20 protein-coding genes and 2 pseudogenes are annotated in these 19,942 nt (G+C 70.8%); 7 read left to right on the plus strand and 15 right to left on the minus strand.

Annotated features, from left to right (window positions below; translation table 11 throughout):
- Positions 1–129: 129 nt before the first annotated feature.
- A complete protein-coding gene (locus tag BM536_RS32640; protein WP_073494729.1) occupies positions 130–774 on the plus strand; it encodes a class I SAM-dependent DNA methyltransferase in 645 nt (214 codons plus the stop codon).
- 105 nt (positions 775–879) lie between these two features.
- Here the strand turns inward: BM536_RS32640 and BM536_RS32645 are convergent, their stop codons facing one another.
- The gene (locus BM536_RS32645) at positions 880–1,326 is read right to left on the minus strand and encodes an ATP-binding protein (protein ID WP_245873897.1); all 447 of its coding nucleotides are present in this window, start codon (positions 1,324–1,326) and stop codon (positions 880–882) included.
- Positions 1,327–1,461: 135 nt separating this feature from the next.
- Between BM536_RS32645 and BM536_RS32650 the strand changes: the two are divergent.
- Both BM536_RS32650 and BM536_RS43410 read left to right on the plus strand, forming a co-directional pair.
- Positions 1,462–2,323: pseudogene (locus BM536_RS32650) on the plus strand (helix-turn-helix domain-containing protein).
- Positions 2,320–2,601, plus strand: a complete 282-nt coding sequence (locus BM536_RS43410) for a DUF397 domain-containing protein (RefSeq protein ID WP_073494725.1) — start codon at positions 2,320–2,322, stop codon at positions 2,599–2,601. Before BM536_RS32650 ends, BM536_RS43410 begins: the two are co-directional and overlap by 4 nt.
- On the opposite strand, the gene BM536_RS32655 is transcribed toward BM536_RS43410, so the two are convergent.
- The gene (locus tag BM536_RS32655; RefSeq protein WP_073494723.1) at positions 2,547–3,035 is read right to left on the minus strand and encodes a hypothetical protein; all 489 of its coding nucleotides are present in this window, start codon (positions 3,033–3,035) and stop codon (positions 2,547–2,549) included. The genes BM536_RS43410 and BM536_RS32655 overlap by 55 nt on opposite strands.
- Positions 3,036–3,068: 33 nt before the next feature.
- Positions 3,069–4,994, minus strand: a complete 1,926-nt coding sequence (locus BM536_RS32660) for an AMP-dependent synthetase/ligase (protein WP_073494721.1) — start codon at positions 4,992–4,994, stop codon at positions 3,069–3,071.
- A gap of 379 nt (positions 4,995–5,373) precedes the next feature.
- Here BM536_RS32660 and BM536_RS32665 point away from each other — a divergent pair.
- Positions 5,374–6,299: pseudogene (locus BM536_RS32665) on the plus strand (MaoC/PaaZ C-terminal domain-containing protein).
- 14 nt (positions 6,300–6,313) lie between these two features.
- Here the strand turns inward: BM536_RS32665 and BM536_RS32670 are convergent.
- The 8 genes from BM536_RS32670 to BM536_RS32705 form a co-directional block, all read right to left on the minus strand.
- Complete coding sequence (locus BM536_RS32670; RefSeq protein WP_073494719.1) at positions 6,314–6,958, minus strand: TetR/AcrR family transcriptional regulator; 645 nt, start codon at positions 6,956–6,958, stop codon at positions 6,314–6,316.
- Between the two features lie 364 nt (positions 6,959–7,322).
- On the minus strand, positions 7,323–7,622 hold the full coding sequence (locus BM536_RS32675; RefSeq protein ID WP_073494717.1) for a DUF4229 domain-containing protein: 300 nt from the start codon (positions 7,620–7,622) through the stop codon (positions 7,323–7,325).
- A 162-nt stretch (positions 7,623–7,784) separates the two neighbouring features.
- On the minus strand, positions 7,785–8,309 hold the full coding sequence (locus BM536_RS32680) for a GNAT family N-acetyltransferase (protein ID WP_073494715.1): 525 nt from the start codon (positions 8,307–8,309) through the stop codon (positions 7,785–7,787).
- 64 nt (positions 8,310–8,373) lie between these two features.
- Positions 8,374–9,537, minus strand: coding sequence for an aminofutalosine synthase MqnE (gene mqnE / locus BM536_RS32685; RefSeq protein WP_073494713.1), 1,164 nt, complete (start codon positions 9,535–9,537; stop codon positions 8,374–8,376).
- Between the two features lie 104 nt (positions 9,538–9,641).
- Positions 9,642–10,097, minus strand: a complete 456-nt coding sequence (locus BM536_RS32690) for an Lrp/AsnC family transcriptional regulator (RefSeq protein WP_073494711.1) — start codon at positions 10,095–10,097, stop codon at positions 9,642–9,644.
- Between the two features lie 94 nt (positions 10,098–10,191).
- Positions 10,192–10,848 carry a UbiX family flavin prenyltransferase gene (locus tag BM536_RS32695; protein ID WP_073494708.1) on the minus strand — a complete coding sequence of 219 codons (657 nt, stop codon included), beginning with the start codon at positions 10,846–10,848 and terminating at the stop codon, positions 10,192–10,194.
- Positions 10,849–11,180: 332 nt separating this feature from the next.
- A complete protein-coding gene (gene mqnP / locus BM536_RS32700) occupies positions 11,181–12,086 on the minus strand; it encodes a menaquinone biosynthesis prenyltransferase MqnP (protein ID WP_073494706.1) in 906 nt (301 codons plus the stop codon).
- Complete coding sequence (locus tag BM536_RS32705) at positions 12,083–13,534, minus strand: menaquinone biosynthesis decarboxylase (RefSeq protein ID WP_073494704.1); 1,452 nt, start codon at positions 13,532–13,534, stop codon at positions 12,083–12,085. The genes mqnP and BM536_RS32705 overlap by 4 nt, the downstream gene beginning before the upstream one ends.
- An 88-nt stretch (positions 13,535–13,622) precedes the next feature.
- On the opposite strand from BM536_RS32705, the gene BM536_RS32710 reads away from it, so the two are divergent.
- Complete coding sequence (locus tag BM536_RS32710) at positions 13,623–13,961, plus strand: PLD nuclease N-terminal domain-containing protein (RefSeq protein WP_073494702.1); 339 nt, start codon at positions 13,623–13,625, stop codon at positions 13,959–13,961.
- Positions 13,962–14,343: 382 nt separating this feature from the next.
- Positions 14,344–15,093: a MerR family transcriptional regulator gene (locus tag BM536_RS32715; protein WP_094103821.1), complete on the plus strand. Its 750-nt coding sequence runs from the start codon at positions 14,344–14,346 to the stop codon at positions 15,091–15,093.
- On the opposite strand, the gene BM536_RS32720 is transcribed toward BM536_RS32715, so the two are convergent.
- On the minus strand, positions 15,079–15,867 hold the full coding sequence (locus tag BM536_RS32720) for a CDP-alcohol phosphatidyltransferase family protein (RefSeq protein ID WP_073494698.1): 789 nt from the start codon (positions 15,865–15,867) through the stop codon (positions 15,079–15,081). The genes BM536_RS32715 and BM536_RS32720 overlap by 15 nt on opposite strands.
- A 211-nt stretch (positions 15,868–16,078) precedes the next feature.
- Between BM536_RS32720 and BM536_RS32725 the strand changes: the two genes are divergently transcribed.
- Positions 16,079–16,537, plus strand: coding sequence for a nucleoside deaminase (locus BM536_RS32725; RefSeq protein ID WP_073494696.1), 459 nt, complete (start codon positions 16,079–16,081; stop codon positions 16,535–16,537).
- Between the two features lie 31 nt (positions 16,538–16,568).
- On the opposite strand, the gene BM536_RS32730 is transcribed toward BM536_RS32725, so the two are convergent.
- From BM536_RS32730 to resB, 3 genes are all read right to left on the minus strand, one after another.
- A complete protein-coding gene (locus BM536_RS32730; protein ID WP_073494695.1) occupies positions 16,569–16,976 on the minus strand; it encodes an SRPBCC family protein in 408 nt (135 codons plus the stop codon).
- Between the two features lie 77 nt (positions 16,977–17,053).
- The gene (ccsB, locus tag BM536_RS32735; protein ID WP_073494735.1) at positions 17,054–18,166 is read right to left on the minus strand and encodes a c-type cytochrome biogenesis protein CcsB; all 1,113 of its coding nucleotides are present in this window, start codon (positions 18,164–18,166) and stop codon (positions 17,054–17,056) included.
- A 50-nt stretch (positions 18,167–18,216) separates the two neighbouring features.
- The gene (gene resB / locus BM536_RS32740; protein WP_073494693.1) at positions 18,217–19,941 is read right to left on the minus strand and encodes a cytochrome c biogenesis protein ResB; all 1,725 of its coding nucleotides are present in this window, start codon (positions 19,939–19,941) and stop codon (positions 18,217–18,219) included.
- Position 19,942 lies beyond the last annotated feature (1 nt).

Here is a 19,942-nt window from a genome sequence, read left to right on the forward strand (position 1 = left end):
AACCTCCAGCCACTACCCTGCGTAACGAATCTTCGCTGCCTCAACCTGCCAGTTGCGCCAAATAGGCCCTACCGGCGGACGCTCTAAGGGGGAACGGGGCTGTCAGTGGCACCGGTTACGGTCCCGCGCATGACCGAAGCCTCCGATTTCCTCACCGCCACCCGCACCTTCTACGACGCCATCGCCGAGGACTACGCCGACCGCTTCCGTGACCTGCACGCGAAGCTCCCCTGGGACCGGGCCGTGTTCGCGCTGTACGCCGAACTCGTCGGCGTGGGCGGGAAGGTGGCCGATCTCGGCTGCGGGCCGGGGCGGGTGACCGGGCACCTCGCGTCGCTGGGGCTGTCCATGTCCGGGCTGGATCTGTCGGAGTCGATGCTGGCGGTGGCACGGCGGGAGAATCCGGGTATCCGGTTCGAGCGGGGCTCGATGCTGGAGCTGGGGCACGAGGACGGCTCCCTGGACGGGGTCGTCTCCTGGTACTCGTCCATCCACACGCCCGCGGACCGGCTCCCCCGCCTCTTCGCCGAGTTCCGGCGTGTCCTCAAGCCCGGCGGCCACGCCCTGCTCGCCTTCCAGGTCGGCGACGAGCCCAGGCACCTCGAACGGCCTTGGGGCCACCCGGTCTCCCTGGACTTCCACCGCCGCACGCCGGAGGGGATGGCCGAGCTGCTGTCCGAAGCCGGTTTCTCCGTACGGTCCCGGACGGTCCGCGCACCGGAGCCCGAACTCGACGAGAAGGTGCCGCAGGCCTACCTGGTTGCCCGCGCCTAGAGAGCCCCCGCGAGGTCCGGCGCGGCCAGGTGTCCGAAGGTCGGCGCCGGGCCGCGAGCGGTCCCTCTCCTTCCCTGGTGAAGCCCTGGACGAAGCGCCCTTCCCTCACACGCGTTTCCCGTGAGCCGTGAGCGGGATCTCGGCCCAGACCGTCTTGCCCACGTCCCGCTCGTCGACGCCCCACGTCCTCGCGAGTACGGCGACCAGCACCAGGCCCCGGCCACCCTCCGCGTCCGGGTCCGTCACGATCCGCAGTTCCCGGTCGCCTCGCGTGTCACTCACCTCGACACGCAGCGTGCCCTCCGGGAGCAGCAGCAGCCGCAGCTCGAAGTCCCGTCCCGGCACCCGGCCGTGCGTCACGGCGTTCGCGGCCAGCTCGGCGACGACGTGCTGCGCCGCGTGGTTGGCGTCCCCGTCGTGCGGGTGTCCCCAGGCGTCGAGCTGCTGCGCCGTCATCCGCCGGGCCAGCCGGGCACCCCTCGGCGTGGAGCTGAGGCGGAGGGTCAGCTCCCCGAGGGGGGTGGAGATCTGGGTGGAGATTTCGGAGTTCACGTCACTGAGCGTGGTCCGTTGTCTCTACCCTGACCAGGGGCGACTTCGCGACTCTCCGTAGCTGTACGGCTGCGCCGGGATACGAGTACGGGGCGTCGGCGCGACCACGGGCAAGTGCGAAGGCGGTGGGGTGACATGCAGGAAGAACGCGAGCGGAGGCCGGAGACACCGGCGGAGGCTGACGGGACGACGGGGCTGTTCACGGCTCTCGGCAAGATGATGAAGCGGCTGCGTGAGCGGAAGGGGCTCACGCAGAAGGAGTTCGGGGTGCTGGTCGGGTACGGCCCGGATGCATCTCGTCGATGGAGCGGGGAGTACGGCTCATCGGCCGGAGGTGCTGGAGAAGGCGGACGCGCTCTTGGACGCCGGGGGGATGCTGCTGGACGCGATCCCCGAGGTGCGGGAGGCGATGAGCAGGGCACGGACGCGGCATCCGGAGTGGTACCGGAGTTACGCCGCCTTGGAAGCGGAGGCCCGCGAGCTGCACTTCTACGCCAACCAAGGTGTGCCGGGCCTGTTGCAGACGGAGGACTACGCACGGGCGGTGTTCTCACGCCAACGGCCGCTGCTCGACGAGGAGACGATCGAGAAGCGCATTGCCGACCGGATGGCTCGTCAGCAGGTTCTCGACAAGTGGCCTGTGCCCGTGTGCAGTTTCGTGCTGGAGGAAGTTGTCCTGGACCGGCCCATCGGCGGCAAGTCTGTCCGGGAAACACAGTTGAAGCAGTTGCTTCGCATCGGGAACCTGCGGAACGTGGAGATGCAGGTGATGCCCACCGGCATCGAGCAACACCCCAACATGGACGGTGGGTTCAACTTGCTCACGCCAAAGAGGCATCCTCAGGTGGCGTACACCGAGGTCCAGGGGTACCCACGCTTGATCACGGACGCCGAAGAGGTCCGAACAATCGTCGAGCGCTATGGGATCATGCGGGCGATGGCCCTGCCGCCCGCCGAGTCCCGGGCGCTGATCGAGAAGAAGCTGGGGGAGTTGTGAACAGCCCAGAACTCAACTGGTTGAAGTCCAGCTACAGCGGCGGCGAAGGTGGGGAGTGCCTCGAAGTCGCCTACACCTGGCGCAAGTCGACCTACAGCGACGGCGAAGGCGGCGAATGCCTAGAACTCGCCGCCTGCCCCCACACCATCCACGTCCGTGACTCCAAGAACCCCACCGGGCCCGCCCTGGCCCTCTCCCCCGCCGCCTGGGCCCAGTTCCTCCCCTACGGCAGCGGGTCCTCCCCCAGCACCAGCGGAGCGCCCACCGCGGACTCGTAGGCCTCTCGGGGGAACTCGTAGGGACCCAGGGCGAGTTCCCCCCACTCCTCCCGGTACGGCTGGCGGAAGGTCGACCAGGTCACCGTCGTGGGGGTGAGGGTGACCTTGGCCATGAGGGGCCAGCAGCCCCAGATGCCGCAGGAGCAGCCGAGCAGGGGGACGGTGTCCCCGGCGGTGCGGAAGTGGTCCTGGAACTCGGGGACGCCGAGGCCGTCGTGCTGGACGCGGACCTGCTCGGCGGTCTCCTTCTCGTCCTCGGCCTCGTCGTCGAACTCGCCCGCCAGTTCGGCGCGCCACAGCGGGTGGGTCGCCTCGCCGACGAGCGTGCGCAGGTCCGTGCCGTCCACTCTGACTCCCCACACCAGGTGGTCCGGGTGGGCCGGGCTCTCGGCCCAGGGGTAGTGGAAGAACTCGATGGCGTTCACGGGCGCCATCCTCCCCGGCCGCAGACCTGTTCCGTGAACCGATTACTGCCGGTACAGCGCTTCCGCGTCGTCGGCGAAGTCGCGCAGGACCGCCTCCCGGCGGAGCTTCATGGAGGGCGTGAGGTGGCCCTCCGCCTCGGTGAAGTCGCGGGGCAGGACGGCGAACCGGCGGATCGACTCGGGGCGGGAGACGAGCTTGTTGGCCTCGTCGATGGCCCGCTGGAGGACCTCGTTCAACTCGTCGTCACCGATGAGGAGTTCGACGGGGACGGGGTGCTTGCCGTTCATCTGGCGCCAGTGGGTGAGGCCGTCGGGGTCGAGGGTGAGCAGGGCGGAGACGTAGGGGCGGCCGTCGCCGAGGACCATGGCCTGGGAGATCAGGGGGTGCGAGCGCAGCCAGTTCTCCAGTGGGGCGGGGGCGACGCTCTTGCCGCCGGAGGTGATGATCAGCTCCTTCTTGCGGCCGGTGATCGTGAGGTAGCCCTCGTCGTCGAGTTCGCCTATGTCGCCGGTGGCGAGCCAGCCGTCGGGGGCGGCGGGGACGACTCCGCCCGCCGCCGGGTCCCAGTAGCCGCGCAGGACGTGGTCACCGGCGATGAGTATCTCGCCGTCGGCGGCTATGCGGATCTTCGTGCCCGGCAGCGGCCAGCCGACCGTGCCCAGGCGGGGCTTCATGGGAGGGGTGACGGTCGAGGCGCCCGTCGTCTCGGTGAGGCCGTAGCCCTCGTAGATCTCGATGCCCGCGCCGGCGTAGAACGCGGCGAGGCGGCGGCCCAGCGGGGAGCCGCCGCAGATGGCGTGCCGGACCCGGCCGCCCATCGCGTTGCGGATGCGGCGGTAGACCAGCGGGTCGTAGAGGGCGCGGGCCGCGCGGAGGGTGGCACCGGGACCGCTTCCGGTGCCGGCGTTGTGGGCCTCGACGGCCTCGCCGTAGCGGATGGCCGTGTTCACCGCCCGGTCGAAGGTGGACACCTTGCCGCTCGCCTCCGCCTTCGCGCGGGCCGTGTTGAAGATCTTCTCCAGCATGTACGGGATGGCGAGCAGGCAGGTGGGTCTGAACGCGGCCAGGTCCGGGATCAGCTTGTCGGCCTTGAGGCTGGGGGCGTGTCCGAGGCGGACGCGGGCGCGGATGCAGGCGATGGCGACCATCCGGCCGAAGACGTGGGACATGGGGAGGAAGAGGAGCACGGAGAGGTCGTCGGTGGACGACTTGAAGACCGGGTAGAGCAGCTCGATCGCGTTGTCGACCTCGGCGAAGAAGTTCCCGTGGGTGAGCGCGCAGCCCTTGGGGCGGCCGGTGGTGCCCGAGGTGTAGACGAGGGTGGCGAGGGTGTCCGGGACCAACATGCCCCGCCGGACCTCGACTTCGGCCTCCGGGACGTGCTGCTCACCCAGTTCGGCGAGGCGGTCCACATGCCCTTTCTCGATCACCCAGATGTGGTGCAGGTCGGGCAGCCGGTCGCGTTCGGGGCCGATGGCCGCCGCCTGCCCGAGCGTCTCGGTGACGAGGGCGACCGCGCCGGAGTCCTGGAGGATCCACCGGGTCTGGAAGACGGAGGAGGTCGGATAGACGGGGACGGTGACCAGTCCGGCCGCCCAGGCGGCGAAGTCGAGCAGCGTCCACTCGTAGGTCGTACGGGCCATGATGGCGATCCGGTCGCCCGGCGCGAGCCCCTCCCCGATCAACCCCTTGGCCACCGCGAGGACTTCGGCGGCGAACTGCTGGGCCGTCACGTCCGTCCACCGGCCCTCCGCGTCCCTGCGGCTGAGGACCACGGCGTCGGGGGCCGCTCCCGCGTTGTCGAACGGCAGCTCCGCGAGCGAGCCGTACGTCATCGGGCGCGCGAACACCGGCATCGACGCCTCCCTCACGACGCCGTCCAGCCTGCGGGTCTCGGGTTCCACGAGGGCGGGGGGAGCGTCGTAACCGGCGAAGGCCGGCGTCGAGGATGAATACGGGGTGGACACGGGCGGCTCCCTGGGCGTGCAGCGAAGGAACTGCTTGCTGCATGAGGTACGTGCCTCGGACGTCGAGGCGTTCAACCGGGACGGAACCGCAGAAAGGGGTTACCCCCGGTCAGGAAGGGGATCGTACGTGGCTGACGTGTGGGGCTTGTGCGGGTTCGGGGGCGTTCATGGGCTGGGGATGTGCAACCTCCAGGGGTTCGTGAGTGACCCTCAGGTTCGCCGGCGGCGGGGTGACCACGGGTCGCCGAGTGGGCTTGCCGATAAATTTACCGGCGGTAACCTTACTCCACAGTAAGGTCGTTCGGCTGAGTAGGCGAGGGGTGGGAGAGATGGACATGACCGACCGGAACACGCGTCCCGGCGGCGAGGAGCGGGCCCGGTGACGAACCCGCCGCTCTCCGCGCCCCCGGCCCTCGGCCCGTCGTTCGCCCGCGGTGCGCTCCTGTCGCCCTTCAAGCGACCCCGGCCCGGCGCCGTCTTCTCCGGGGGCCGGCTCGTCCTGCCCGGCCTGCGCGTCGACCTGGCCCGGCTCGCCGCCTACGAGCGGGTCTGCGGCTTCCCCACCGGCGACGACGCCCTCCCGATCACCTACCCGCACGTCCTGGGCTTCCCGCTGGCCATGCGCGTCATGAGCGGCCGCGCGTTCCCCCTGCCGCTGCTCGGCCTCGTCCACACGTCGATCTCACTGACCCGGCACCGGAACCTCCCGGCCACCGGGACGACCTACGAACTCGCCGTCCACGTAGACCGGTTGGCCCCGCACCGGCGCGGCACGGAGGCGGTCGTCGTGACCGTACTGCGGGAGGGCGGGGAGGTGGTGTGGGAGTCGGAGAGTACGTATCTGGCCCGGCACCGGACGGGTGGGCAGGTCCCCGAGCAGGCTGCGGGAGGTGTGGAACCGCCGCTTCCGGTGGCCGGTGCCGCCCCTCCGGTGGCCGGGCCTTCCCTTCCCGTGGCCGGGCCTTCCCTTCCCGTCGTCGACGAGTGGCGGCTCGGTGCGGATGTGGGGCGGCGGTACGGGGCCGTGTCCGGGGACCGCAATCCCATCCACCTCTCCCCGCTCACCGCCCGCCTCTTCGGCTTCCCCCGTGCCATCGCCCACGGCATGTGGACCGCGGCCCGCTGCCTCGCCGCGCACGGGACCCCGGCCGCGGCGCACGTCGCCGTCGATTTCCGGGCGCCGTCCTGCTGCCGGGGGCCGTGTCCTTCGCGGCGGACGAGGGGCGGTTCGAGCTGCGGGGGGCGGGGGACGACGGAGAGCGGATGCATGTGAGGGGGCGGGTGGAGGCGGTGGCACCGGCCTGACCGAACGCCCCGGTTCAGGACTCCGGTGGGGTCCAGGGACGGCCGGCCATGAGGTTGCCGAGGCCGGCCCACGCGAAGTTCATCAGCGTCGTCGCCGCCTGGCGGGGGGTGACCGAATCGGCGGTGTTCGCCCAGGCGGCCAGGGACTCGGCGGCACCCACCAGGGCCTCGGCCAGACCCGACACCTCCCGTTCGGGGAGGTCCGGGTCACGGTGTGCCTCGCGGGCGGCGACCACGATCAGCTGGGTCACGAACGCCACGATCTCCGCGCGCATCGCCACGACCTCGGCGGCGAAGGTCTCGCCGTGCGTACGGGCCTGGATGTGCAGGACGGACCAGGCGTGCGGATGGCGGCCGGTGTGCGCGAAGAACGCCAGCAGGCCGCCCCAGAGCTGGCGGTCGGCCGGCAGGGCGGTGTCCACGCCCGCGCGCACCGCGCCGACGAGCGCCTCCGCCTCGCGCCGTATGCACGCGGTGAACAGGTCTTCCTTGGAGTTCAGGTAGAGGTAGACCAACGGCTTGGACACGCCCGCCAGTTCGGCGATCTCGTCCATCGACGCGGCCATGTAGCCGCGCCTCCCGAAGGTCTCCACGGCGGCGTCGAGCATCTGCTGCTCACGGACGGCACGCGGCATCCGCTTGGTCTTCACGGCACCCATGGGCAAAGACTAGTTGGGGCCGCCGGGGTCGAACTCTCCTGCGAAGCCCTGACTCCGCCCGAGTTGGCCGGGGGACGACGGTCGTCACCGCGCGGCGCCGGTCCCACAGGTAGGGCGCGCCCGCACCTGGGCCACCGGTGAGGGCGGGAACCGGACGTGACCTCGGAGCACCAGATCGTGCCCCCCGCGCACGAGATGCCGTGGAATCGATGCGCGCGTCCGGGGCGTGTCCTTCTGCCGCTGGTGGACCGGGAGCCATGGCGGCCGATCGAGAGGCTCGCGGCCCCGGCCGCCCACGCCGTCGCCGTGGACGCCTCCGTGACCGCCGCGGAACTCGACGCACTTCCCCATCGGGGAACAGAGGCTACGAGGGCTGCCCCTGCGCGTGGGCCGAGTCGACCGCCTCGTCCTCCTGGGAGCGGTTGGACTCCAGGCCCGCCTTCAGCCGGTCCACGCGCCGCACGACCGTCTCCGAGGCGCGGTCACGCTCCTTGCGCAGCAGGACGAAGCTGAGCGGGGCGGAGAGCACCAGCGACAGCAGGACGATCCACATGCCGTTGGAGTCGCCCAGGCCGCGCGGGAAGACACCGAAGTAGACGAGTCCCCAGACGGCCGCGAGGCAGCCCACGAAGACACCGAGGCGCATCAGCGAGTAGCGAAGCATCCCTAAATCCACTCTTCCGTCTCTGAAGGTCCCCCCTCCGGGGGAGGTCCGTAGGTCCCGAAGATCCCGAAGGTCCCGAACGGGCACCGTCCAGTGAAGCACGCCCGGCTTCCGATCCCGCGGCCGGGGCGGGGGCGGGGCGGGTACGGGACCGGGTGTCCGTCAGGTCAGGGGCAGCAGCATCGTGACGTCGTCGCGGTCGTCGCCCGGGGCCACCCTGATCGCGTCCGGCACCCGGCCGACCTCCTTGTATCCGCAGGACGCGTAGAAGCGCTCCAGGCCCAGGCCGCCCCGGCAGGTGAGCCGTATCGCGTCGATGCCGTCGAAGGTGCGGGCCGCCGCCTCGGCGGCGGAGAGCAGGTCGCGGCCGTAGCCCTTGCCCTGGTGGCGGGGGTGGACCATCACCGTGTACAGCCACAGCCAGTGGGTCATCAGGCGGTGCGTGTTGGCGGTGAGGAACGCGGCCGCGGCCACCTCGCCGGTCTCGTCCCGGCCCACGAGGAGGCGGGTGCGGCCCTCGGCCATCTGCACGAGGTGGCGGACGAGTTCCGGGCGGACCGTCTCACGGGTCACCGGCGGCACGAAACCCACGGCCCCGCCCGCGTTGGAGACGTCCGTCCAGAGGTCCAGGATGCCGTCGCGCAGCTCGGGGGTGACGGCGGGGTCGAGCGTGAAGGTAAGGGACACTGGGGAATTGTAATCCTTACCTCCACGCGGGCATCCGGCCCACTGCGCCCGACCCCGCCCCAGGTCAGAGCCGCATCGGCTGCGGGGACTCCCTGCGCGCCGGGTCCGGGGCGTCGTACTCGCGGATGATCTCGTAGCGCGTGTTGCGTTCGACCGGGCGGAAGCCGGCGTCCCGGATGAGGTCGAGGAGGTCTTCGCGGGTGAGCTTGTTCGGGGTGCCGTAGTTGTCGGCGTCGTGCGTGATCTTGTACTCGACGACCGAGCCGTCCATGTCGTCCGCGCCGTGCTGGAGGGCGAGCTGGGCGGTCTGGACGCCGTGCATGACCCAGAAGACCTTGACGTGCGGCACGTTGTCGAAGAGCAGGCGCGAGACCGCGAAGGTCTTGAGGGCCTCCGCGCCGGTCGCCATCTGCGTACGGGCCTGAAGGCGGTTGCGGACCTTGCCGTCCTTCATGTCCACGAAGTCGTGCTGGTAGCGGAGCGGGATGAAGACCTGGAAGCCGCCGGTCTCGTCCTGGAGTTCGCGCAGCCGCAGGACGTGGTCCACGCGGTGGCGGGGCTCCTCGATGTGGCCGTACAGCATGGTGCTCGGGGTCTTGAGACCCTTCTCGTGCGCCAGGCGGTGGATCCGCGACCAGTCCTCCCAGTGCGTGCGGTGGTCCACGATGTGCCGGCGGACCTCCCAGTCGAAGATCTCCGCGCCGCCGCCGGTCAGCGACTCCAGGCCCGCGTCGATCAGCTCGTCCAGGATCTCCGACGCCGACAGACCCGAGATCGTCTCGAAGTGGTGGATCTCCGTCGCCGTGAAGGCCTTCAGGGACACGTGCGGCAGGGCGGCCTTCAGCTCGCGCAGGGAGCGCGGGTAGTAGCGCCACGGCAGGTTCGGGTGCAGGCCGTTGACGATGTGCAGCTCGGTGAGGTTCTCCGACTCCATCGCCTTGGCGAGCTTGACGGCCTCCTCGATGCGCATCGTGTACGCGTCCTTCTCCCCCGGCTTGCGCTGGAAGGAGCAGTACGCGCAGGAGGCCGTGCACACGTTCGTCATGTTGAGGTGGCGGTTGACGTTGAAGTGGACGACGTCGCCGTTCTTCCGCGTCCGCACCTCGTGTGCGAGTCCGCCCAGCCAGGCCAGGTCGTCCGACTCGTACAGCGCGATGCCGTCCTCGCGGGTCAGCCGCTCACCGGCCCCGACCTTCTGCTCCAGCTCGCGCTTGAGCCCGACGTCCATGCCGCTACCTCTTCCGTTTCGCCCTGAGACAGACTTCGTCAACCGTACGCCCCCGCCCTTCGGGCGGGTGGTGCCCCCGAACGGCGCCGCACGCGCCCGGCCGGTCAGACCTCTTCGGGAAGCTCCCCGACCCGGTTCTCCCACTTCGTCGAGAGCACGATCGTCGTACGCGTGCGGGACACGCCCTTCGTGCCGGACAGCCGGCGGATGATCTTCTCCAGTCCGTCGACGTCGTTCGCCCGGACCTTGAGCATGAACGAGTCGTCACCGGCGATGAACCAGCAGTCCTCGATCTCGCTGAGGTCCTTCATCCGCGCGGCCACGTCCTCGTGGTCGGCGGCGTCGGAGAGGGAGATGCCGATGAGGGCGGTGACGCCCAGGCCGAGCGAGGCGGCGTTCACCGTGGCCCGGTAGCCCGTGATGACGCCGGCCGCCTCCAACCGGTTGATGCGGTCGGTGACGCTGGGTCCCGACAGACCGACGAGGCGCCCCAGCTCCGCGTAGGAGGCCCGGCCGTTCTCCCTCAGGGCCTGGATGAGCTGCCTGTCCACCGCGTCCATGCGATCGAGCCTTCCGATGAAGAGGTCTGAGAGTTACTGAAAGTGGTGCTGGTGGTTACCGCTGCCCGCCACCGTCGCCGCTGTCCCTGGTCGCTCAGGCGGGGCGTGCGCCGCCGCCCAGTTCGCCCTTCCAGCGGCGGTAGAGGCCGTGCGCCACGCCCGCCGCGTCGAGGACCCGGCCGGCGACGAAGTCGACCAGGTCCTGGATGTGGGTGGCGCCCGCGTAGAAGGCCGGAGAGGCGGGTACGACGCTCGCGCCCGCGTCGTCCAGGGCGACGAGGTGCCGCAGGGTCTGCCCGCTCAGCGGGGTCTCCCGGACGGCGACGACGAGCGTGCGGCGCTCCTTGAGCGTCACGCTCGCCGCCCGCTGGAGGAGGTCCTTGGACAGCCCGAGCGCGACGCCCGCGACACAGGCCGTCGAGGCGGGCACGATCAGCATCCCCTTCGTGGCGTACGACCCCGACGACGGCCCCGCCGCCAGGTCACCGGCGGCCCAGTACCGCACCGCGTCCGAGTCCACGTCGACGTCGAAGGTGTCCGGCTTCCCGTCGGCGCCCCGCGCGAGCCAGTTGCGCAGGTCGTCCCGCCAGTGCGCGTCCCGGAACGAGATCCCCGTCTCGTCGAGCAGCGTGAGCCGCGAGGCCCGGCTGACGACCAGGTCCACGCTCTCGCCCCCGGCGAGCAGCGCGCGCAGCACGGCGGCGGCATAGGGCGTACCGGACGCCCCGGACACCCCCACGATCCAAGGCACGCGCTGCTTTTCTCCTGCGTTCACACCCTGAGCGTACCGGCGAACGGGGAGGTGGTCCGGACCGGACCAGGGCCTGTCCGGCGGAGCGGGCCGCAGGAGGGCAGCGGCGGCTCGTTCCGGCTGGTGAGCGGGGTCCGGTGGGTGCGGCCGCCAGGCGACGGAGGGCGTCGACGCGATCGGGGTCCCCCGCTCGCGTCGACGTCGGGAGCGGGGGAGTCGACGACCGACAACCGACAAGCGCAAACCGACGACAGGCGGCAGGCGGCAGGCGGCGATGGCGCGGATGTGCGGTCGGAACCCGCGCGTCCGCGGCCTGACCCGCCGGACAGGCCCTACACCGTGAGGCCGCGCACCAGGAGGTCGATGAGCGCGCACACGAAGAGGCTGATGCCGATGAAGCCGTTCGTGGAGAAGAACGCCCTGTCCAGGCGGGACAGGTCGTGCGGCCGGACGATGGTGTGCTCGTAGACGAACGCGCCCGCGACGACCAGCAGGCCCAGCCAGAAGAAGACACCCGCGTCCGTGGCGAGGGCGTACCAGACGAACAGGGCCGTGGTGACGGCGTGACAGGCTCGGGCGCCCCAGATCGCGGCCGGGATGCCGAAGCGGGCCGGGACCGACCTGACGCCGATCTCGCGGTCGGTGTCGACGTCCTGGCAGGCGTAGATCAGGTCGAAGCCGCCGATCCAGATGCCGACGGCCAGCCCCAGGATCACCGCGTCCCAGGACCACTCGCCGGTGATCGCCAGCCAGCCGCCGATCGGGCCCATCGCCTGGGCGATACCGAGGATGGCCTGCGGAAAGTTCGTGAAGCGTTTTCCGTAGGGGTAGACCACCATCGGGATCACGGCGACCGGGGCCAGGACGAGGCAGAGCGGGTTGAGCAGGGCCGCCGAGCCGAGGAAGACCACGAGCGCGATGAGCGCGCCGGTCCAGGCGTGCTTCACCGACATGGCGCCGGTGACGAGTTCGCGGTGGGCGGTGCGCGGGTTCCGCGCGTCGATCTCGCGGTCGATGATCCGGTTGACCGCCATGGCGAAGGTGCGCAGACCGACCATGCAGACGGTGACCAGCAGCAGCCGTCCCCAGTGGATGTTCCCGTCCAGCTCGAACATCGCGGTCAGCGCGGCGATGTAGGCGAAGGGCAGGGCGAAGACCGAGTGCTCGATCATCACCAGGCGCAGGAAGGCCTTCGTGCGTCCCGGCTGCTGCGGGAGCGCTGCGGATGCCGAACTCACAGTCCGTACTCCTTCCACCGGCGGTCGACCGTCGCCGCCGTCTCCGGGTCCGAGAGGACCATGTCCGGCCAGCCGCCGTCGCGGGTGTAGCCCTCCTCGGGCCACTTCCTCGTCGCGTCGATGCCCGCCTTGCCGCCCCAGAACTGCTGGTAGGAGGCGTGGTCGAGGTGGTCGACGGGGCCCTCGACGATCGACAGGTCACGGGCGTAGTCGGTGTTGCCCAGCGCCCGCCAGGCGACCTCGTGCAGGTCGTGGACGTCGCAGTCGGAGTCGACGACCACGATCAGCTTGGTCAGGGACATCATGTGGGCGCCCCACACCGCGTGCATGACCTTCTGCGCGTGCTTGGGGTACTTCTTGTCGATCGAGACGATCGCGCAGTTGTGGAAGCCGCCGGCCTCGGGCAGGTGGTAGTCCACGATGTCCGGGACGATGATCTTGAGGAGCGGGAGGAAGAACCGCTCCGTCGCGCGGCCGAGCGGGCCGTCCTCGGTCGGCGGGCGGCCCACCACGATCGACTGGAGCAGCGGACGCTTCCGCATCGTCACGCAGTCGATCGTCAGCGCCGGGAACGGTTCCTGCGGCGTGTAGAAACCGGTGTGGTCGCCGAACGGCCCCTCCGGGAGCATCTCGCCCGGCTCCAGCCAGCCCTCCAGCACGACCTCCGCCTGCGCCGGCACCTGGAGCGGGACCGTCTTGCAGTCGACCATCTCGATCCGCTTGCCCGCGAGGAACCCGGCGAAGAGGTACTCGTCGATGTCGCCGGGCAGCGGGGCGGTGGAGGCGTACGTGACGGCCGGCGGGCAGCCGAAGGCGATCGCGACCGGCAGTCGCTCGCCCCGGCGCGCCGCGACCTGGTAGTGGTTGCGGCTGTCCTTGTGGATCTGCCAGTGCATGCCGATCGTGCGCTTGTCGTGGCGCTGGAGGCGGTAGAGGCCGAGGTTGCGGACCCCGTTCTCCGGGTCCCTGGTGTGGGTCAGGCCCAGGTTGAAGAACGACCCGCCGTCCTGCGGCCAGGTGAACAGGGCCGGCAGCCGGTCCAGGTCCACCTCGTCACCGCGCAGGACGACCTCCTGCACGGGACCGTCCTTCACCTTCTTCGGCGGGACGTGCGTCATCGCGCCCAGTTTGCCGAACGCCTCGCGGACCCCGACGAACCCGTGCGGCAGCTCCGGCTTCAGCAGCGCGCCGATCCGCTCCGAGATCTCCGCGTACGACTTCAGCCCGAGGGCCTTCAGCAGGCGGCGGTCGGTGCCGAACACGTTCATCGCGAGGGGCATCGCCGAGCCCTTCACGTTCTCGAAGAGGAGCGCGGGGCCGCCGGACTTCTGGACCCGGTCGACGATCTCCCCGACCTCCAGATACGGGTCGACCTCGGCCTTGATGCGCTTGAGGTCGCCCTCGCGCTCCAGGGACCTGAGCAGGGAGCGAAGATCGTCGTAAGCCATGCGGTCAAGTATCCCCGAGGGGCTACCCTGACCCCGTACCTGGGGCCCGTACTCGCGGCCCCACCGCCCTCTGCGCTGGAGAGACCCCATGCTGCGGGTACTGATGTTCCTGGTACCGCTGGCGCTGAGCGTCTACGCGTTCATCGACTGCATCAGCACGAAGGACGACGACATCCGGCACATGCCGAAGCCGCTGTGGGCGATCCTCGTCCTGCTGTTCCCGCTCGTCGGCTCGCTCTCGTGGCTCGTCGCGGGCAAGAAGCGCAGCCCTGCCGCCGACGGCTGGGCCGGCGTCCGCGAGGGCCGCGCGCAGCAGCGACAGTGGATCGCCCCGGACGACAACCCCGACTTCCTGAAGTCGCTGGACGACGACGAGAAGAACGACGAGAAGGGCAACGACGGGAAGGGCAAGGGGGACGAGAGCTGACGGGAGCCGACGAGCGCCGACGAGGCTCAGGGGGCGCTCGCGCCCTCAGCCGCCGTCCTCCCCGTCCGGCTCCCACGGCTCCCGCGGCTGCCCCGGCCTCCGGGTTCCCGCGGTTCGAAGGCCACGGCCTCCCGCCGGACCAGGTCCGTCTCGTCCATGACGGCCTCCGGCGACCGGCCGGAGCCGTGCGTCTCACGCTCGGCGCGACCGCCGCCCAGTCCCGGCCGCCGGTCCTCTTCCCCGTCCGACCGAGCCCTCTCCCGCACCGCCTGAGAACGCCCCCGGGACCGTGCGCGATCGCCCCGCCACCCGTGGTGCGCCCGCGGAAACACCGCCGGTACGAGCGCCTCACGAGCGCCCGCTACCGTGGTGCCCGATCACCATGACGACACCCCGCACCCATGACACCGACGGTCGCGGCGGCCGCCTGCGCACCGTCGACCTGGCCCGCCTCGCCGGACTGTCGACCCAGCAGATCCGCAACTACGAGGAGGCGGGTGTGCTGCCCCCGGCCGGGCGCACCGAGTCCGGCTACCGCACCTTCGGGGACGTACACCGGCGGGCCCTGCTGACGTACCGGGCCCTGCTCGCCGGATACGGCCCGCTGCGGGCCACCCGGATCATGCGGACCGTGCACGCCGGTGACGTGCCGGGCGCGCTCGCCCTCGTCGACGCGGCGCACGCCGCGCTGCACGAGGAACGGGCGGCGCTGCGGGCCACCGGCGAGGCCCTGGAAACCCTCGCCGAGGACATCCCGGAACACCGCGAGCGGCCCGGTCTGCGCATCGGAGAGGTCGCCGCCCTGCTCGGCGTACGCCCGTCGGCGCTACGGGTGTGGGAGGCGGCCGCCCTCCTCACCCCGCCCCGCGAACACCCCACCGGCTACCGGCTGTACGGCCCCGCCGAGCTACGGGACGCCCGCGTGATCCACAGCCTGCGCCGCGGCCACTACCTCCTGGACCAGATCCGCCCCGTCCTGGAGGACCTGCGCCGGGAGGGCGGCACCAGGGCCCTGCGCAGGGCCCTGACGGCGCGGGCGGAGTCCCTGACCACCCGCAGCCAGGCCATGCTGGCGGCCGCGGGGGCGTTGTCGGCGTACCTCGCCGACGGGCTCGGCTCAGCGAAGGCGTGAGGACGCCAGGATCGACAGCAGGTGCGCCGGGACCATCACCCACGTGATGACGGCGATCGCGCCCAGCGCCCAACGCGTCGGCTCCACCCCGCCGCTCATCGCGTCCGCCACCGCCACGACCAGCAGCACCAGTGAGGCCTCGATGCCGTTGGTGACCCGGTGGATTTTGAAGGCCGCCGCGAGCCGCCGTACCGAGGCGACCCCCTGCGACCGCGGCCGGGTCGCCTCGTCGTCGGCCACGGCCAGCCCCCGCCGAGCGCGGGCGACGTCCACCAGGTCGGTGGAGGCCTTCAGCAGGACGACGCCGAGCGCGGTCGCGAGGCCGAGCGAGACCCAGCCGTTGAACCCCGCCCAGCCACCGACGATCCCGGACTCGGCGGCCCGGAAACCGAAGCCGATCATCAGCGCCGCGTCGGCCAGGTAGGCGCCGAGGCGGTCGACGTAGATGCCGGTCGCGCTGTTCTGGCCCTTCCAGCGGGCGACTTCGCCGTCGACGCAGTCGAAGAGGAGGAACAACTGCATGAGCAGGGCGGCGAGGACGGCGCCGGTCAGCCCCGGGATCAGCAGCGCGGCACCCGACAGCACGCCGCACACGACCATCGTCCAGGTGAGCTGGTCGGGGGTGACCGGGGTGCGCACCAGCTGACGGGTGAGGCGCAGCGAGACGCGGCGCATGTAGAGGCGGCCGGCCCAGTGCTCTCCGTTGCGGCTCGCCAGCTTGGCCTGCGGCTGGCAGACCTCCCGCAGCTCCTCCAGAACGGGAGCAGCAACCATGACCTTTCCTTCCACCGGGGGCTCAACTGCCGCGCCTGCGGCGGTGATCGGCACAGGCTACTCGACCTCCCGCCGGACGTTTTCCCGGGGATTCCGACACGGTCCGCCGCACCGGCCCCACCGACCACCACACCGGCCGGCCTGCCGAGCGAGCCCGCTCGGCAGGCCCGTCACCGGGGACTTCCTCCCGACTCTCGGCCACAGTGAGGACATGGAACTTCTGGATCGGGCGACGGCGTGGAGCTGGCTCGGCAGCGCCGTCGAGGAGGCACGGGCCGGGCTCGCCGAGGGTGGTGTTCCGATCGGTGCCGCGCTCTACGGCGCCGACGGAACGCTTCTCGGCCGGGGGCACAACCGGCGCGTGCAGGACGACGACCCCTCGACGCACGCGGAGACGGCGGCGTTCCGGGCGGCGGGACGGCAGCGGACGTACCGCGGGACGACGATGGTCACGACGCTCTCGCCGTGCTGGTACTGCTCCGGGCTGGTCCGTCAGTTCGGCATCTCGCGTGTCGTGATCGGGGAGGCGGTCACCTTCCGGGGCGGCCACGACTGGCTCGCCGCACACGGCGTGGAGATCGTGCTCCTGGACGACCCCGCGTGCGTCGCGATGATGCGCGACTTCATCGGGAAGAACCCGGCTCTGTGGAACGAGGACATCGGCGAGTGACGCCGCCCTGCGGTACCACGCCCAGGTTGGCCTAGTTGGCCGGGTCGCCGAATCGCTCGATCAAGCGTTCGAATCTAGCTCGCCAGCGGGGCTCCGTCTCACCCTCGCCCTGGAACTCGTGGGTGAAGCGGAGTGTCGTGCCGCCCTCGCCGTCGCGCTCCAGGTGGAAGCGCATCCGGCCGCCGCCCTCCACCGCGTACTCGGCGACCCGCTCCAGGTCCCAGGCGGTGACCTGTCCGGCACCCAGGCCCGGCAGGCCGATCACGCCGCCGAGCCTGGGTTCGAGGACGTCGACGGGGCCGTACCACCCCGAGAGCCCCTCAGCGGTGGCGAGGGTCGGCCAGACCGTGTCCAGAGGCCGCGGGAGCCGCACCAGGAAGTGCAGGATGTGCGTGTTCCCGTGGGTCTGGCTGGAGCCCTGTTCGATGGAACCGGTCATGACACCAGGGTGACCCCCGGGAACCGCTTTCGCACGGTTACGGCGGACGGCTGGGCCGCTCCTCCGGTGCCGGGGGCTCAGAACCCGGCGGACTGGAGCACACCCAGGCCGACGTCGGCGTACGAGTGCTTGCCGGTGACGAAGATGTTGACTCCGTAGTAGTTGAACAACCAGCAGCCGAAGGCGGCCAGTGCCAGATAGGCGGCCTTGCGGCCCTTCCAGCCGGCGGTGGCGCGGGCGTGCAGGTAGCAGGCGTAGGCGACCCAGGTGATGAAGGACCAGGTCTCCTTGGGGTCCCAGCCCCAGTAGCGGCCCCACGCGTCGCCCGCCCAGATCGCGCCCGCGATGATCGTGAACGTCCACAGCGGGAAGACGGCCGCGTTGACGCGGTAGGCGAACTTGTCGAGGGTCGACGCGGCGGGCAGCCGGTCGAGCACCGAGTTGGCGAACCTCCCGGGCTTGCCCCCACTCACCAGCTTGTTCTCGTAGGAGTCCTTGAAGAGGTACAGGATCGTGGAGACCGCGCCGACGTAGAACACCGCGCCGCAGAAGATCGCGGTGGAGACGTGGATGTACAGCCAGTACGAGTGCAGGGCCGGGACCAGCTGGTCGCTCGCCGTGTACAGCACGGTGACGGCGAGGCCGAGGTCGAGCAGGACCGAGGTGATCAGGAACAGGCCGAGCCAGCGCACGTTCTTCCGCAGGGCCAGCAGCGTGAGGTACACGCCGACGGCCACCGTGGAGAAGGTGATGTTGAACTCGTACATGTTGCCCCACGGCGCCCGCTGCACCGAGAGCGCGCGGGTGAGCACCCCGCCGAACTCGATCGCGAAGGCGAGCACCGTGAGGGAGATGGCGATACGGCCGTAGAGGTCGCCCTGCTCGTCCCCGCCGTGCGCGCCCGGACCGTCGGGCAGGTCGCGGGCACCGGCGGCGGCCCGCACCACGACCTTCGGCCGCTCCAGGACGGCGGTGCCGCCGGCCTTCTGCACGGTGACGGCCGGGGCCGCCTTCTGGGCCGCGGCCTGCGCGGTGAGCGCGGCGGCGGTGCGTCCGACCTTGCTGCGGCCGCCGAAGGTCCATTCGGCGATGTACGCGAAGAAGGCCAGGGTGTAGACGGCCATCGCGGAGTAGATCAGCGTGTTGCTGATGCTCGCGAGGTTCTCGTTGGTCGCGGCGGCGAGGTTCACCGCGCCGGCGAGGTCGGTTGCGGCGGCGAGGTCGGTTGCGGCGGCGAGAGTCACTTCTCAGACCCTTCGGCAGGTACGGCTCGGGGTTCGGGGGGGTCGGTCGATTCGGGGGTGTCGGGGTCTTCGGGCGCTCCGGGAGCCCGGTCGTAGAGGATCCCGGCCAGCTCGCCGAGTTCCTCGGGCACCTTCGCGGACTCGCTGCGGCCGAGCCCGGCCATCTCCACGACCGTCACGCCGTCGGCGCCCCGCACCGCGCGCACCCACACGCGGCGGCGCTGGATGAACAGGGAGGCGGCCAGGCCGAAGATCGCGGCGAGCGCGCCGCCCAGCGCCCAGCCGCTGCCGGGCTGCTGGGTGACCTGGAAGTTCGCCCATTCCTTGGTGCCCTCGTAGGTGATCGAGCCGGCGCCGTCCGGGAGGGTCATGGTCTCGCCGGGCCTGAGGTTGTCCCGCAGCTGAAGGTCCTTGGAGTCCTTGAATGCCTTCATGTTCCGCTTGTCGAGCTGGTACACGCTCTGCGGGATGCCCGAGTCGACGCCGAGGTCGCCGTGGTACGGCTCCAGGTTCAGCACCGGGTTCAGCAGCGCCGGGAAGGCGGAGGAGACCTCGTTGCCCTCGGCGAAACTGGGCAGGAAGAAGGCCTGGAAAGCGAGCTGTTCCTTGGTGCCCCCGGCATCGCGGTAACCGTCGTACACCTTGATCACACCGGAGGAGGTGACGTTGGAGTCGAGCGGCAGCAGCGGTACGGCGTCCTGGAAGACGACCTTGCCCCTGCCGTCCTTGACGGTGACGACGGGGGCGTAACCGTGGGCGGTGAGATAGACCTTCGAGTCGCCGATCTCCAGCGGGTGGTTCACCTTGACGGTGGTCTTCTTCTCCTTGCCGTAGGCGCCCTCGGAGTAGGTGAGGGCCGCCTGGTAGGTGCGCGGAGTGCCCTTGTTGGGGCCGGAGACCTCGTAGGTGCCGGTGAAGTCCTTCAGGCTGAAGCTGAACGGCGCGAGGTCGTCGGCGTCGAAGAGGGTGCCGGACTTGAAGTCGTCGTACTGGGTGAGGGTGTTGGAGAAACCGTCGCCCTCCAGCACCAGCTTGTTGCCCTCCATCTTGAACAACTGGCCCCAGGCGAAGGCCGTCAGCATCACGATGAGCGCGATGTGGAAGGCGAGGTTGCCGACCTCGCGCAGATAGCCCTTCTCGGCGGCGACCGCGTCACCGGCGAGATGCGCGCGGAAGCGGCGCTTCTTCAGCAGGGCGAGCGCCGCCTCGTGCACCTGCTCCGGCTCGGCCCCCGTGCGCCAGGTCGTGTACGCGGGCAGCCGGGTCAGCCGCTTGGGCGCACCGGGCGGACGGCCGCGCAGCTGGCCCACGAACTGCCAGCTGCGGGGCACGATGCAGCCGATGAGGGAGACGAACAGGAGGATGTAGATCGCGGAGAACCACACCGAGCTGTAGACGTCGAAGAGGCCGAGCCTGTCGTAGACCGGCGCGAGCGTGGGGTGGGCCTTCTCGAACTCGGCGACCTTGGTGGCGTCGGTGCCGGTCTGCGGGATCAGCGAACCGGGGATCGCGCCGAGCGCCAGCAGCAGGAGCAGCAGCAGGGCGACCCGCATCGAGGTCAGCTGCCGCCAGAACCAGCGGGCCCAGCCGATGACGCCCATGGCGGGGACGCCCGCCGGCGACTCCGTGGGCGCGGTGGACAACTGGGAGCCGGCCACGCCGACGTCCAGGTCCTCCCGGGCGGCGGCGTCCGTGGGTTCGCCGGCGGTGGTCTTGCTCATC

Source organism: Streptomyces phaeoluteigriseus, assembly GCF_001896135.2.
Classification (GTDB): domain Bacteria; phylum Actinomycetota; class Actinomycetes; order Streptomycetales; family Streptomycetaceae; genus Streptomyces; species Streptomyces phaeoluteigriseus.